The organism is Streptomyces sp. NPDC057307, assembly GCF_042667665.1.
GTDB lineage: Bacteria > Actinomycetota > Actinomycetes > Streptomycetales > Streptomycetaceae > Streptomyces.
The window spans coordinates 72,601-87,371 of record NZ_JBHUZM010000018.1 but is presented as its reverse complement, the minus strand read 5'-3'; the positions used below and the strand labels follow the sequence as shown (position 1 = coordinate 87,371).

The window sequence follows — 14,771 nt, the reverse complement described above, 5'->3', positions numbered from 1 at the left end:
GATCTTGATGTCCCGGAACCCGTGCTCCTCGAACAGCGACGCCTCCCACAACGCCGACTCCACCAGCGCCTCCGGAGTCGCCCTGCCGTACTTCCGCAGCAGCCGCGCGTCCAGCGAACCCGCGTTCACCCCGATACGGATCGGCGTCCCCGCCGCCGAGGCCGCCTTCGCGATCTCCTTCACCTTGTCGTCGAACTGCTTGATGTTCCCCGGATTCACCCGCACCGCCGCACACCCCGCGTCGATCGCCGCGAACACATACTTCGGCTGGAAATGAATATCCGCGATCACCGGAATCTGCGACTTCCGCGCGATCGTCGCCAGCGCGTCCGCGTCATCCTGCGTCGGACACGCCACCCGCACAATCTGACACCCCGACGCCGTCAGCTCGGCAATCTGCTGCAACGTCGCCCCGATGTCCGACGTCCGCGTCGTCGTCATCGACTGCACCGACACCGGCGCATCCCCACCGACAGCCACCGAACCGACCTGGATCTGTCGACTGACCCTCCGGTCGGCGAGCTTCGTCGGGATGTCGGGCATGCCCAAAGCGATGGTGGTCATGGAGTGAGTGTCCTTTCCGGGGTCAGCCGGGCCAGCACCTCGGTGGTGACGGCGTCGGCGGTCAGGCCGCAGTGGGCGAGGACCTGGGCCCGCGACCCGTGGTCGAGGAATTCGCGCGGCAGGCCGAAGTTCCGTACGGGGGTGTCGATCCCGGCGTCCCCCAGGGCCTGCGCGAACGCGCTGCCCACGCCGCCGACGCGTCCGCTGTCCTCGATGGTGATCACCTGTTTGAAGTACGCGGCGGCCTCCACCAGTGTGGGGTTGACCGGTACGACCCAGCGCGGGTCGACCACCGTCGCCCCGATGCCCGCGTCCGCGAGCTGCCCGGCGACGTCCAGCGCGAGCCGGGCCATCGGGCCCACGGAGACGATCAGCAGGTCGCGGCCGGGCGCGTTGTGGAGCACGTCGAAGCCGTCCGTCGTGCTGAGGGCGGGGATGTCCGCGCCGGGCGTGCCCTTGGGGAAGCGCAGCACCGTCGGCCCCCGGTCCCAGGCGACCGCCTCGCGGAGCAGTTCCCGCAGCCGCGTACCGTCGCGTGGCGCGGCGATACGGATGCCGGGTACGGCCTGGAAGAGCGTCAGGTCCCACATGCCGTTGTGGCTGGCGCCGTCGTCGCCGGTCACGCCCGCGCGGTCCAGCACCAGCGTGACCGGGGCGGAGTGCAGGGCGATGTCGGTGACCATCTGGTCGATCATGCGGTTGCCGAACGTCGCGTAGATGGCCAGCACCGGGTGCAGCCCGCCCAGCGCCAGGCCGGCCGCCGCTGCCGCCGCGTGCTGCTCGGCGATCCCCACGTCGATCGTGCGCGCGGGGAACTCCCGCTGGAACTCCAGCAGTCCGACCGGTTCCGCCATCGCCGCCGTGATCGCGACGACATCGGGGCGCTCCGCCCCGATACGGACCATCTCGGTCGAGAACACCGAAGTCCAGGAAGGGGAGGAGGGGGCGGCAGCAGCAGACGGTGGCGTCGCCCGGACCACATGGCAGCGGTCCAGCTCGTTCGTCTCCGCCGTCTCCCAGCCCCGCCCCTTCTCCGTCACCACATGCACCAGCACCGGACCGCCCATCGCCCGCGCCCGGCCCAACGCCTCCTCCACGGCCGCGATGTCGTGCCCGTCCACCGGGCCGAGACAGCGGAACCCGAACTCCTCGAAGACGTTCCCGAACCCCGACTCCACCCCCGCTTCCGCCCCCGCCCCCGCCCCCGCGCGCAGCCGCGCCAGGTGCGCCGCCAGGCCGCCCACGGTCGGCGCGTAGGAGCGCTCGTTGTCGTTCAGCACCACGATCACCGGCCGCTGCCGCGCACCGCCCAGGTTGTTCAGGGCCTCCCACGCCAGCCCGCCGGTGAGCGCGCCGTCCCCGATGACGGCCACCACCGCGCGGTCGGTGTCGCCGCTCAGCTCGCGGGCCCGCGCCAGCCCGTCCGCGTAACTGAGGGCCGTCGACGCGTGGGAGTTCTCGATCACGTCGTGCTCGGACTCGGCGCGCGAGGCGTACCCGGACAGCCCGCCGCGCGTACGCAGCCCGCCGAACGCGGCGTGGCGGCCGGTCAACAGCTTGTGTACGTACGTCTGGTGGCCGATGTCCCAGAGCAGCGTGTCCCTGGGTGAGTCGAAGACCCGGTGCAGCGCGATGGTCAGCTCCACCACGCCCAGGTTGGGCCCGAGGTGTCCGCCGGTGCGGCACACCGCGTCGATCATCAACTCCCTTATCTCACCGGAAAGTTGGTCCAGCTGTGGCGGAGTGAGGGCGCGGAGGTCGCGAGGGGCCGCGATCTCGTCGAGTAGGGGCATGACCGAATCCTCCATGTCGTACGGGGCCGTCACGGCCGGCCCGGACCCGTGTCGCCGGCCGTGGACGGCGGCGGACGGAAGGTCACCTGCGAGCCGGGGCGCAGCCCGGCCTCGGGACCGGTGAGTGTCCAGGCGGTGTGGATCAGCACGTTGTAGTGGTTGGGGAAGTGGCAGGCGTCGAAGCCCAGGAGAGTGCCGATGGGCTCCCCGTCGACGAGGACGATGTCGCCCCGGTCCAGCACCCCGGCGACCGAGATCTCCACGAATCCGAGGAAGCCGACCCGGTCGATACGGGAGCCCTCCTCGGTCTCCAGGTGGTCGGTGGTGACCAGTTCGTGCAGCTCGCCCTGGCGTACGCAGCGGGAGGCGAACTCCTCCAGGCGCATCCCCCGGTCCGTACGGCGGTGGCGCAGCACCTTGACCACCTCGGACCTGACGGTGCGCTTGTCGCCGTTCTCCGGGCTGGGCGCGAGCGGCGCGGGCGCCGGGGGACCGTACGCCGTCCTGTTCAGCACGGGACCGCCCCCGCCCGCTCGGTCCGGTACGTCGCGTCGACCAGTTCCAGCATCGCGAGCCCGGCGCGGGAGGCGTCCGTACCGGCGCGGACCGCCTGCTCGAACTCGCCCAGCACACCCACGTATTCGTGCTTCAGCGAGCTTTTGAACGCGTGGTGTCCGGCCAGCATGTCGGCGTGGTGCTCGGTGCCGTCCTTCAGCCGGACGGTGACGTCCTTCGCCTCGCCGTGCGGATACGACCAGTCCAGCTCCACGGTGGCGGGCACCCCGCCGGCGGAGCGCAGCGCCACCCGCGCCTGCCGGTCGACGCCCTCCTCGTCGCGTACGACCTCGGCGGACTCGACCGTCAGCTCGCCGAGGAACAGCCGCACGGTGTCGAAGGCGTTGGGGCCGTTGTCGGCGACGCAGCCGCCGCCGCAGCGCGCCGGGTCGAGATACCAGCGGTCCGCGCCGACGTGCTCCTCGATCTTCTCCAGATAGCGGACGGTCACCGACTCCACGGCCGACGCGTCGGCGGGCAGTGAACGCAGCAGGCCGAGCACGTTGTCGTTGTAGCGCCGGTGGAACGCGGTGAACAGCACCGACCCTTCGCGCGCGGCCAGTCGGGTCAGCGCGCGGCCCTCGGCCAGGTCCAGCGCGAGCGGCTTCTCGACGCAGACCGCGACGCCCGCCTCCAGCGCGTCCCGGCAGACGGCCGCGTGCGCGTCGTTGGGGACGTTGACGACGATCGCGTCGAGTCCGGCCTCGGCCAGCATCCGCCGGTGGTCCCGGTAGCAGGGCAGGCCGGCGGCGCGGTGCGGGGCCAGGGCCTCCTCGCGCAGGTCGCACACCGCGACCAGGTCGAGCGTGGGCAGGCCGGGGAAGGCGTCGAGATAGAACCGGGAGATGACCCCGAGCCCCACCACGCCTGTCCGCAGGGGTTTCATTGTCTGTGTCCTCCTTGATGGGGCTGTAGGGCGCTTCGGCGTCGCGTGTCAGTTGGGGGGCGGCAAGGGCGCGGGCGCCGTGAGGCCCCGCTCCGCCGCCACCGCCACCAACTCCTCGAACAGCGAACGCGACAGTGGCACCCCGCTCTTGCCGTGCTCCGTCGCCCGCTCCGCCTCGAACCAGCCGGGGTAGCGGACGGGACGGTCCTCGGCCACCGCCGGGGAGCCGACCAGCGCGTCGAACATCCCCGCCGTCTGTGCCTCGAAGTCCTCACGCGGACGCAGCTCCGCGGGCGCGACGACCAGCACCGTGAAGCCGATGTCGTCGTCCTGGCCGCTGGGGCTGCCGCTGCCGGACCAGGCTTCCCTCGCCGGGCCGAGCCCCGCCCCCGGCAGGAGCGCGCCGAGGACTTCCACGAGCAGGCCGAGCCCGTACCCCTTGAAAGCCCCCGTCGCCGGATCGCCGCCCAGCCACTTCAGATAGCCGTCGCCCCGGTCGAGCGCGTGCGGATCCGTCACCGGCCGGCCGTCCCCGTCCTCCAACCACCCCTCGGGGATGGGCTGTCCGGCCCGCGCCGCACCTCGGACGCGCCCGGTCGGGACCACGGTGGTGCTCATGTCGAGTACGAGCGGGGGCCGCGGACCCGCGGGGGCCGCGAACGCGAGCGGGTTGGTGCCGAGCAGCGCGGCCCGTCCGCCGGGAGGCCGGATGATGCGCTGCTGACCGCAGTTGGAGACCAGCAGACAGATCATTCCCCGGTCCGCCGCGCGCTTGGCGTGCGCGCCCGCGCAGCCCAGGTGGGTGGCGTCGCGTACGGAGACGAGCCCGACGCCGTAGGCCAGGGCACGCTCGGCGGCCAGGTCGACGGCCTCGCTCGCCGACCAGAGGCCGAGTGCGCGGTGCGCGTCGAGCAGTACGGCGGCGCCCCGGTCGGCCAGCACCTCGGGTTCGGCGGCAGGGTCGCAGCGGCCGTTCTCGAACAGCTTGAGATAGAGGCGGGTGAGGTTGGTCAGGCCGTGCGAGGTGATGCCGGTCAGGTCGCCGTGGACCAGGGCGTGCGCGGCGGTCAGGGCCCGTTCGGCGGGCAGGCCGTGGTGCCGGAACACGGCGGCGGTGAAGGCCACCAGTTCGGTCGCGTCGACCCGCACCGAAGTGCCGGTGCCGGTGGCGGTAGTGGTGGCGGTGATGGCTGTGGAAGTGCTCGTCGTCATAGGTCAGTTCCCCTGGTCGAGCCGGTCGAGCCGGTTGCGTGCGAAGGAGATGAGCAGGCGGTCGATGTGCCGCGCGTACCGGTCGAGGTCGGCCAGATCGGCGAACTCCCCTTCCGCGTGTGCCTGGTTGCCGCCGAGGTCGCCGGGGCCGAAGACCACCGTCGAGGTGTCGGGTACGCCGGCCAGCCAGATCGCGTCACAGGTGAACGCGGGCAGCCCGGCGGGCCACGGGGCGAACCCCGCCCGGTCGAGCAGCAGCTCGCCGACCCACGTGTCGTCGGCGGACAGCGCGGGCAACCCCCGCTTCAGCCAGTCGAGATGGGTCACACGCGCGGCGTCGCGGGCGGTGGTGGCGAAGGCCGGGATGCCGGCGAAGCGTTCGCGGAAGCGCTCCACGCCGGTCCGCAGCGCGTCGTCCAGCGCGGCTTCCAGCTTGCGCCCGGTGTCCTCGGAGCCGTACGACAGATTGAGCAGCAACTGCCCGGTGCCGTAGACCTTGTTGTGCATGGAGCCGGTGTTCATACCGGCGACGCAGACCTGGCCGTCGACCGCGTACGGAGGCAGTTCGGTGGCGAGGTGCTGGGCGAGATAGCCCAGGAGCACCGTCGCGTTGTGGCCCGCGCCCGGCTCGTCGTCGATACCGTCACGGCCGGCCACGCGCAGGCGCGCGGTCATGGAGGCGGTGGCCCTGCCCAGTACGCGAAGGCCGGTCGGCTCGCAGAACACGTTGAGCCGCCCCACGTACCCCTGCTCGACCAGCGGTCTGGTGCCGAACACGCCCATGGCGCCGCCCTCTTCGCCCGAGACGAGCTGGATCAGCACGCCCACCTCGGTACCGAGCGCGGGGGAGGCGGCGAGGGCCGCCCGTACACCGGCGAGCAGTCCGACGGCGGGGCCCTTGGCGTCGATGGAGCCGCGGCCGTGGAAGCGCGACCCGTCGAACGAGACGGGGCCGCCGCCCGCGACGGTGTCCAGGTGCACGTTGAACATCACCGTTGCCGCGCGCGGCAGTTCGGGTCCGAGCCGCAGCACCATGTTCGGCTGGCAGTCCAGGAAGCCGGGCAGGGTGTCGGCGGCTTGGCGCACCGCCCGGGGCACGTCGGAGCCGGTGAGCGCGTCCGGTCCGGCGGGGGTGTGGTGGACGACCCGGAAGCCGAGTTCGGCCGCCGCCGCCGCGTACGCGCTCTGCGCCTCCCACAGCTCCACCGGCTGACCGCCGCCGGTCTCCAGCGGCCCGGCGGTGCGCAGGGCGAGCAGGCGCAGCAGCAGTGCGCGGTCGGACCCGGTCAGCGCGGCGGTGGTGGACGGGTCGATCCGGCGGGGGCGCGGGGCTGGGTGGGTCATGGGCGGTCCGCCGCCGGGCCCAGCCCGTTCACGAGCTTTTCGAGTCGCTTCCCGTACGCCACGAACTCGTCCACGTAGTCCCCGGACGGGTCCGACCACCCCTCGTGCGGACGGATGTTGATGTGCGGCTCGATCGAGACGGCGCCGGAGTAGCCCCGGGCGAACAGCAGCCGCAGCGAGTCCGCGACCCGGCAGTCCCCGTCGCCGGGGAGCGAGTAGAACTGCGCGGTCGTGTCGCCCGTGCCGTCCTTCACATGCACATGGGCGACGTACGGCGCGACGGTCGCGAGCAGGTCGTACGCCTCGTAGCCGTACGCGATGCCGTTGCCGACGTCGAAGAGCAGCCGCAGCGCGGGGCTGTCGGCGGCGTCGAGCAGCCGGAGCATGCGCGCCGGGTCGGTCGCGGCCCAGCCCGCGCAGTTCTCGTGCACCAGCACCAGCCCCGCGCCCTCGGCGCGGATCGCGAGCCGCCGCACCCGGTCGAGTACCTCACGCTCCCAATCACCCTCGGACAGACCGGCGTTGGGGTACGACATGATCCGTACGAAGCGGGTGCCGAGGTGGTCGCACCGGTCGGCGAGCCGGTCCAGTTCGGCCAGGTCGTCGGCGAACGGGGAGACGACCGTACGGGCCCAGTTGCCGATCCGGGAGTCGACGCAGGAGACCCCGAGCCCGGCGTCGGCGATCCGGCCGGCCACCCGGTCGAAGGCCGGGGCGTCGAGGTCGGCGAGGGGGACACCGTCGACCGAGCGCAGCTCCAGGCTGTCCCAGCCGAGCCGCCGCACCGCCTCGATCTGGCGGTCGAGTCCGGGGGCGGCCTCGTCGCCGATGCCACTCAGCCGGATGTCAGCTCTCATGGTCGGCTCCGCTCCGGAGGGCGGGGGAGACCCCGGTCAGCTGTGGGCGGGGGGACGCGGGCTGCCCTTCGCGCCGTGCGGAGGCCAACAGACGCGCTTCTTGCAGGAGTTGGACCACTCGCCGGGCGATCGTGTAGTCGTCCCGGCCGTCGGAACCGCCCGACCGGTCCGTGCCCGCCGCGTAGTCCCGGTAGGCGCCGTCGACGTAGCTGGTCAGCGCGTCGTCGAAGAGGAGCCGGGGGGCCGGTGTGGCGCCGCCGGTGCCGTCGTGGACCGTCAGGGTGGCGTAGTGGTCGACGTCGCTGATCGGGTAGTGGCCGACGACATGACCGGTGTCGAACCGCAGCCCGATCCGGCGTTCGCGGACGGGCGAGGTGAGGTCGGAGGCGATCTCCGTGGTGACGCCGTTGTGGTGCCGGAGCGTCAGCCGGGCGCCGCCCATGTCGGGGATGACGGTGTCGCCGATCCGCATGTCCGTCAGCGCCGCGTCGGTGATCCGGGCGTCGCCCGCGAGCCGCAGGGCGACACCGAGCGAGTGCGGCAGCTCCACGTCGAAGGCGGTGGTGTGGTTGTCGGAGCGCAGGGTGCGCGTCCAGCGCGGCTTGAACTGGGTGAAGGACATCGAACGCAGCGCGCCCAGCTCACCGCCCGGCGCCTCGCCTTCGGCCCCGTACCGCACCAGCTCCGCCAGCTTCCCGGTCAGCGAGCTGGCCAGCCACGGCGAGACGACCCGCAGCCGCAGACCGCGCACCCGCGCCAGCATGTCGATGGCCTCCAGACCGGCGGTGCCGACGGCCAACGGCTTCTCGACCACGATGCGCGTGTAGCCGAGGTCGGCCAGCTCCTGGAGCGTGGCGAACCGGTCGGCCGGCGGTGTGCACAGATGGACGACCGTGGTGGCGGGGTCCGCGAGCGTGGCGGCGTGAGCCGGCGAGTCCGCGGGCAACAGGCCCTCGGCCAGGGCCTGTTCGCGGATGTCCTGGACGTCCCAGACCACGGGCGGATCCGGTGACCACAGGCCGGATTCGTCCGGCAGGGCGCGCAGCTTGCGCAGCACCGGCCAGTGCAGCCCGAGGCCGGCTCGCCCGCCGCCGACGATGAACGTGTTCAGCATGACGTGACCTTCGCTCTTGAGGAGACCTGGCGACTCCGAGAGGGAACGGACGGACGGTCGGATCAGTGGTCGCGGTAGGCCACGGACACGGCCATGTCGGCGAGTTCGCGCTTCCACTCCTCGCCGATGGGGGCCGCCGACAGCGCCTCGTGCGCCTGCACCACCAACTCGTCGATGCGGTGCTCCACTTCGGCGCGCACACCGCTGCTGTTCAGCGCCTCCGCGAGGGCGGCGCCGTCCCAGTCGGCGGCCCGGACCAGCTCGCCGACACGGGCGTCGCGCAGCGCGGCGAGGCTCACCAGGAGCGTCATCTTGTGCTGTTCGGCGTCGGCGCCGACCGGCTTGCCGACGGCCTCGGCGTCGCCGTAGGTGTCGATGAGGTCGTCGCGCAGCTGGAACGCCTCGCCCAGCGCGGTGCCGTACGCCTCGAAGGCGGCGGCCGACGAGGAGTCGCCCGCGATGGCCGCGCCGAGTTCCAGCGGGCGGTGGACGCTGTAGTGGCCGGACTTGGCGTTGGCGATGTACCGGGCCAGCTTCGGGTCCGGGAGGGATTCCGCGGCGACCGTGACATCCAGGTGCTGGCCGATGATCATCTCGCTGACGAGCCGCCCCCAGACCAGCCGGGCCTCGGCGGGCAGGTCCTGGATGAGCTGCCCGGCGTACGAGAAGGCCAGGTCACCGGCGAGTACGGCGATGCCCTCGCCGTAACGGCGGGCCTCGCCCTGCCAGCCGCGCTCACGGTGCTCGTCGATGTGCCGGACATGGACCGTGGGCTTGCCGCGGCGCAGGTCGGAGTCGTCGATGACGTCGTCGTGGATGAGCGCGAACGCGTGCAGCATCTCGATGGCCGCCGCCGCGTCCACCACCCGCGAGTCGGACAACTCGCCGCCCGCCGCGAGGAATCCGGCGGCGCAGAACGAGGGGCGCAGCCGTTTGCCGCCCGCCCGGATCAGGTCGCCGATGGCCTCGACGGGGACCGCGGCGCGCGCGTCGACCGCCGCCCAGCGGGAGTGCTCCGCGGCGAGCATGGCGTCGAGCCGCGCCTCGGTACGGTCCAGGACGGCCGCGCGGGACCGGGCGGCGAGGCCCCCGAGGCGTTCGACGGCCGGTGCGGGCGGTGAGACGGTCATGAGCGTTCTCCTGTCGTGTCGGCGATCTGGTCCTTGGGGCGACGGGTCGGTGCCCTTTGGGCGTACGGCTCCGAGGCCCGGGGCTCCCGGCTCGCGGCGCCGGCTCCGGTGCGTACGCGGCGCACCTCGTACGGCACCCGTCGGAGAGGGCCGACGGCTCGGCCACCGGCCTCACGCCACCGGCGCGACGCCAACGGCCTCACGCCACCGGCGCGACGCCACCGGCCTCACGGCTCCGGTCAGGCGGACGGCCGCGCCCGGGTGAGGCCCGGCGGCAGCTGGAAGACGATGTCCTCCTTGGTCGTGACGGACAGCTCCACATCGTGGAAGTCCAACTGGTCCAGCCGCTCCAGCAGTTGGTCGACCAGCAGCTCGGGAGCGCTGGCGCCGGCGCTCACGCCGACCGTCCGTACCCCGTCCAGCCAGCTCACGTCCAGCTCCGTGACGTCCGGCACCAGATACGCGGCGGTCCCTTCGAGGAGGGCCACCTCCACCATCCGTACCGAGTTGCTGGAGTTGCGCGACCCGACGACCAGCACGAGATCGCTGCGCGCGGCGATCTCCTTCACCGCGACCTGCCGGTTGGTGCTGGCGTAGCAGATGTCGCCGTCGGCGGGACTGCGCAGGTCGTCGAAGCGCTCGCCCAGCGCGGCGACGATGCCGGCGGTCTCGTCCATCGAGAGCGTGGTCTGGGTGAGCACCGCGACCGGGGTGTCACGCGGCAGGTCGAGCGCGTGCGCGTCCTCGACGCTCTCCACGACCACCGTACGGTCGGGCGCCTCGCCGTACGTGCCCTCGACCTCCTCGTGGTCGGCGTGGCCCACCAGCAGCAGGGTGCGGCCGTCGCGGGCGTAGCGCCGCGCCTCCTGGTGGACCTTCGACACCAGCGGGCACGTCGCGTCGATGGTGTCGAGCCGGCGGGCGGTCGCGTTCTCACGTACCTCCGGGGAGACGCCGTGCGCGGAGAACACACAGACCGCGCCGGGAGGCACGTCCGCCTCGGAGTCCACGAAGATCGCGCCGCGTCGCCTCAGCACTCCCACCACGTAGTGGTTGTGGACGATTTCTTTTCGCACATAGACGGGGGCTCCGTGGACCTCCAATGCCTTCTCGACGATTTCTATCGCCCGGCGTACCCCCGCACAGAATCCGCGTGGCTCGGCGAGGATCACTTTCTTGTCGGTCACGACTGGAAACTCCTGTCGGTCCGTGGAATTGGGCTTCACCGTCCGTCACAACGAAGAGGCAAGTCAAGGTTTTTCGGACCGGCAATAAGTAACGACCCGGGTAATAGGCAGAGTTCTGCACACGCTTGCCTGCGCCGTCCTCGGCAATTGCCAAGGGATTGCCGGGTGATTGCTATCGAAGGCGCGTCGGCGTGCCGTCTACGTTCGAACCGCTGAGAGATCCGCCCGACCGCTTTACCGCCGAGACGAGTGGAGTGAAATGAACAGCAAGGCGATGCCGGCTCCGGCGAGCAGCGTCCCGTTCTTCACACAGGCGGAATCCTTCGAGCGGCTGTGGCCCCGACTGAGCGCGTATCTCGACGAGGTGTGCGAATCGGGTACGTACTCCAACGGGCCCAGGACCGCCGAGCTGGAAGCCGCCCTGCGCGCCTACACCGGTGCCCGGCACGCGATCGCCGTCGGCAACGGCACCGACGCGCTCGTCCTGCTGCTGCGCGCGGCGGGGATCGGGTACGGCGACGAGGTGATCGTGCCGGCCTTCAGCTTCTTCGCGTCGGCCAGTTCGGTGGCGCTCGTCGGGGCGGTCCCGGTCTTCGTCGATGTCGACCCGCTCACCTACAACCTCGACCCGGCCGCGCTCGAAGCGGCGGTCACGGAGCGCACCAAGGCCGTCATGCCGGTGCATCTGTTCTGCCAGCCCGCCGACATGACCGCGGTGCTCACGGTGGCCGAACAGCATGGACTGCTCGTCCTGGAGGACAGCGCCGAGGGCATCGGGATGCGGCTGAACGGCCGCCACACCGGTCTGATCGGGGCGGGCGGCGTGCTGTCGTTCTTCCCCACCAAGACGCTGGGCGCGCTCGGCGACGCCGGCATGGTGCTGACCGACGACGACGCGCTCGCCCGTGCCGTACAGCGGCTGCGCGACCACGGCCGGCCCGCCCTGGCACCTTCTGCCGCGCCGCAGGCGCCGACCGCGCGCGCCGAGTACGCGCGGCAGGGTGAACTGGCCGGCACCAACAGCAAGATGGACGAGATCCAGGCCGCGGCCCTGCTCACCAGGCTGACCACGCTGGACGACGACATCCGCCGCCGCGCCGTGCTCGCCGACGCGTACACCCGGCGCCTGCGCGGCATCCCCGGCGTCCGCCGGCTGCCCACGGTGGTGGAGCGCGGTGAGCCGGTGGACCCCGTCTTCTACGTCTATCTCGTCGAGACCGACCGGCGCGACGCCCTCGTCTCGCACCTCGCCGCCGCGGGCATCGGCACCGAGACCTACTACCCGCTGCCGCTGCACCTCCAGCCGTGCTTCGCCCATCTCGGCCACCAGGAGGGCGACTTCCCGCACGCCGAGGCGGCGAGCCACCGCACCGTCGCGCTGCCGCTCTACCCCGAGCTGACCCTCACTCAGCTCGGCCGGGTGTGCGACGCCGTCCGCTCCTTCTTCACCGGGAGTACGTCATGACCACCGAGACCTCGCCCGCCCAGACCAAGGCCCAGACCAAGGCCCAGGCCCGGACAGCGCCCTCCGCCCCGGCCCCGGCCGCCGACGTCGTCCCCTACGCCCACACCCGGCTCCCCGACACCGAACGTGAACTGCTGCGCGAGGTGCTGTACGAGGTCGGCACCGACCCCGAGCAGAAGTTCATCCTCGGCCGCCGCACCGCAGAGCTGGAACGGCGGCTGGCCGAACGCACGGGCGTACGCGACGTGGTCGCCTGCGCCAGCGGGACCGGCGCGCTCACGCTCGCTCTGCGGGCCGTCGGGGTCGCCCCCGGCGACGAGGTGATCGTGCCCGCCTTCGGCGCGGAGCCGCTGGCCGCGACGGTGCTGGGTGTCGGCGCGGTGCCGGTCTTCGCCGACGTGGACCCGGTGACGATGGTCCTGGACCCGGTCGACGCGGAGAGCCGGGTGACCGGCCGCACCCGCGCGGTCGTCCCCGCCCACACCTTCACGACGATGGCCGACATGCCCGCGATCCGGTCCTTCGCGCGCCGCCGGGGGATCGCGGTCGTCGAGGACGCTGCGGTGGCCCAGGGCGCGACCCTGGGCGGCCGGGCGGCCGGTACGTGGGGGGACGTCGGGCTCTACTCGTTCTTCCCGGTCAAGCCGTTCGGGATGCCGGGCGAAGGCGCGGTCGTCCTCTCCGACGACGCCGAACTCGCCTCACTCGTACGGAGGTTGCGCAACCACGGACAGGACGGCGTCCAGCGCTTCGTGCACCACGAGGTCGGCTTCAACAGCCGCTTCGACGAGGTGCAGGCCGGCTTCCAGCTCGGCCGGCTGGAGCGCGCCGACGACATGGTCGCCCGGCGCGCCGCCGTCGCCGAGCACTACAACGCGCGCTTCGCGGCGCTGCGCGGGCGCGGCCTGCTCGCCCCGACCGCCGGGGCCGACGGCCAGTGCCACTACGTCTACGCCGTACAGACCATCTGCCGGGACTCGCTGGCCGCCCACCTCGCCGCGCACGGAGTCGGCAGCCGCGTCTACTACCCGGTGCCGCTGCCCCGGCTGGCCGCCTTCGCGGCGTACGCGGGAACGGGCGCCGACGGGCGGCGGCCCGGCGCGGAGCTGGCGAGCGCCCGGCATCTCGCGCTGCCGCTGAACCTGAGCCTGACGGACAGTCAGGTCGAGCGTACGGCCGACGTGGTCTGCGCGTTCTTCGACTGAGCGGGGCCGCGCCCCACGGAGTCCGGCTCGCACAACTCCGCCCGCCCGATCGGCCGCCCGAACGACCGATCGCCCGACCGACGGACCAACTGACCCGACCAGCCGACCAGCCGACCAACTGACCCACAACCAACACCCCCACCACCAACTGACCCACTTCCTCCGACGGGAGCAACCGTGAAAAGCAAGGTCGTCGTTGTCGGGCAGGGGTACGTGGGCCTGCCGCTGGCAGTCCGGGCCGCGCTGGCCGGCCACCAAGTGGTCGGCTACGACGTGGACACCGACCGCGTCAAACGGCTCATCGGCGGTGAGTCCTACGTCGAGGACATCCCCGACGCACAGCTCGCCGTCCTGCTCGACCAGGGCTCCTACCTGCCCACCACCGACCCGTCCGACCTCGACGGCTTCGACGTCGCGGTCGTCACCGTGCCCACCCCGCTGCGCGACGGCGCGCCCGACCTCTCGTACATCGAGTCGGCCGCCCACACCCTCGCCGCCCGGCTGCGCCCCGGCGCGACCGTGGTCCTGGAGTCCACCACGTACCCCGGCACCACCGTCGAACTGCTCGTCCCACTGCTGGAGGAGGGCTCGGGCCTGACCGCGGGCGACGACTTCCACCTCGGCTACAGCCCCGAGCGCATCGACCCCGGCAACCCGACCTGGCGCCTGGAGAACACGCCCAAGGTGGTGTCCGGCATCGACGCGGCGTCACTCACCGCCGTAACGGCCTTCTACGACACCATCACCAGTACCACCGTGCCGGTGCGCACGACCGAGGTCGCCGAGCTGTCCAAGCTGATCGAGAACACCTTCAGGCACGTCAACATCGCGCTGGTCAACGAGATGGCGATGTACGCGCACGAACTCGGCGTCGACGTCTGGGAGGCGCTCGACGCCGCCGCCTCCAAGCCCTTCGGGTTCATGCGCTTCACCCCCGGACCCGGCGTCGGCGGGCACTGTCTGCCCGTCGACCCGGAGTATCTGTCCTGGCGCGTACGGCGCACCCTCGGCCGCCGCTTCGAGTTCGTCGAACTCGCCAACCACATCAACGGGCACATGCCCGACCATGTGGTCCAGCGGCTGCTGCTCGCCTTCAACGCCCGCCGCAGGCCGCTCGCGGGCTCCCGCGTCCTGCTGCTCGGCCTCGCGTACAAGCCGAACACCGGCGACGCGCGCGAGTCGCCCGCGCTGCGCGTGGCGGAGCTGCTGCTCGGTCTGGGCGCCGACGTGCGCGCGGCCGACCCGTACGTGGTCGAGGCGGTGACCGTGGACAGCAAACTGACCCGCTGCGACTTCTCCGAGGCGGAGCTGGCGGCGGCCGACGCGGTGGTGCTGCTGACCGACCACGACGCCTTCGACTACGAACTCGTCAGCCGTGCCTCGGACTTCGTACTGGACTGCCGGCACCGGCTGGAGACCGGCCCCACCGTCGAAGTCCTCTGACCGGCCGCGTGGATGC

General features: G+C 72.2%; 13 protein-coding genes. 3 read left to right on the top strand and 10 right to left on the bottom strand.

Annotated elements, in window-relative coordinates:
- The 10 genes from ACFUN8_RS10275 to ispH form a co-directional block, all read right to left on the bottom strand.
- The coding region (locus ACFUN8_RS10275; protein ID WP_383634213.1) for a flavodoxin-dependent (E)-4-hydroxy-3-methylbut-2-enyl-diphosphate synthase at positions 1–564 on the bottom strand (564 nt) is incomplete at its 3' end.
- Positions 561–2,357 (bottom strand): 1-deoxy-D-xylulose-5-phosphate synthase, encoded by a 1,797-nt coding sequence (locus ACFUN8_RS10270; protein WP_383634211.1) that lies wholly within the window; start codon positions 2,355–2,357, stop codon positions 561–563. The genes ACFUN8_RS10275 and ACFUN8_RS10270, both read right to left, overlap by 4 nt.
- 29 nt (positions 2,358–2,386) lie before the next feature.
- Positions 2,387–2,872, bottom strand: a complete 486-nt coding sequence (locus tag ACFUN8_RS10265; protein WP_383634209.1) for a DUF6917 domain-containing protein — start codon at positions 2,870–2,872, stop codon at positions 2,387–2,389.
- Positions 2,866–3,798, bottom strand: a complete 933-nt coding sequence (locus ACFUN8_RS10260; RefSeq protein WP_383634207.1) for a Gfo/Idh/MocA family protein — start codon at positions 3,796–3,798, stop codon at positions 2,866–2,868. Before ACFUN8_RS10260 ends, ACFUN8_RS10265 begins: the two co-directional genes overlap by 7 nt.
- Positions 3,799–3,846: 48 nt before the next feature.
- Complete coding sequence (locus tag ACFUN8_RS10255; RefSeq protein ID WP_383634205.1) at positions 3,847–5,010, bottom strand: Ldh family oxidoreductase; 1,164 nt, start codon at positions 5,008–5,010, stop codon at positions 3,847–3,849.
- A 3-nt stretch (positions 5,011–5,013) separates the two neighbouring features.
- Positions 5,014–6,354 carry a M20/M25/M40 family metallo-hydrolase gene (locus ACFUN8_RS10250; RefSeq protein WP_383634203.1) on the bottom strand — a complete coding sequence of 447 codons (1,341 nt, stop codon included), beginning with the start codon at positions 6,352–6,354 and terminating at the stop codon, positions 5,014–5,016.
- On the bottom strand, positions 6,351–7,211 hold the full coding sequence (locus ACFUN8_RS10245; protein ID WP_383634201.1) for a sugar phosphate isomerase/epimerase family protein: 861 nt from the start codon (positions 7,209–7,211) through the stop codon (positions 6,351–6,353). Before ACFUN8_RS10245 ends, ACFUN8_RS10250 begins: the two co-directional genes overlap by 4 nt.
- On the bottom strand, positions 7,201–8,325 hold the full coding sequence (locus ACFUN8_RS10240; RefSeq protein ID WP_383634199.1) for a hypothetical protein: 1,125 nt from the start codon (positions 8,323–8,325) through the stop codon (positions 7,201–7,203). The genes ACFUN8_RS10245 and ACFUN8_RS10240 overlap by 11 nt, the downstream gene beginning before the upstream one ends.
- Positions 8,326–8,387: 62 nt before the next feature.
- Positions 8,388–9,455: a polyprenyl synthetase family protein gene (locus ACFUN8_RS10235; RefSeq protein ID WP_383634197.1), complete on the bottom strand. Its 1,068-nt coding sequence runs from the start codon at positions 9,453–9,455 to the stop codon at positions 8,388–8,390.
- A 239-nt stretch (positions 9,456–9,694) separates the two neighbouring features.
- Positions 9,695–10,642: a 4-hydroxy-3-methylbut-2-enyl diphosphate reductase gene (ispH, locus tag ACFUN8_RS10230; protein ID WP_383634195.1), complete on the bottom strand. Its 948-nt coding sequence runs from the start codon at positions 10,640–10,642 to the stop codon at positions 9,695–9,697.
- A gap of 259 nt (positions 10,643–10,901) precedes the next feature.
- Here ispH and ACFUN8_RS10225 point away from each other — a divergent pair, with 259 nt between their 5' ends.
- The 3 genes from ACFUN8_RS10225 to ACFUN8_RS10215 all read left to right on the top strand — a co-directional run bounded on the left by ACFUN8_RS10225 (position 10,902) and on the right by ACFUN8_RS10215 (position 14,755).
- On the top strand, positions 10,902–12,107 hold the full coding sequence (locus ACFUN8_RS10225; protein WP_383634193.1) for a DegT/DnrJ/EryC1/StrS family aminotransferase: 1,206 nt from the start codon (positions 10,902–10,904) through the stop codon (positions 12,105–12,107).
- Positions 12,104–13,312: a DegT/DnrJ/EryC1/StrS family aminotransferase gene (locus tag ACFUN8_RS10220; protein ID WP_383634191.1), complete on the top strand. Its 1,209-nt coding sequence runs from the start codon at positions 12,104–12,106 to the stop codon at positions 13,310–13,312. Before ACFUN8_RS10225 ends, ACFUN8_RS10220 begins: the two co-directional genes overlap by 4 nt.
- A gap of 177 nt (positions 13,313–13,489) precedes the next feature.
- A complete protein-coding gene (locus ACFUN8_RS10215; protein ID WP_383634189.1) occupies positions 13,490–14,755 on the top strand; it encodes a nucleotide sugar dehydrogenase in 1,266 nt (421 codons plus the stop codon).
- Positions 14,756–14,771 lie beyond the last annotated feature (16 nt).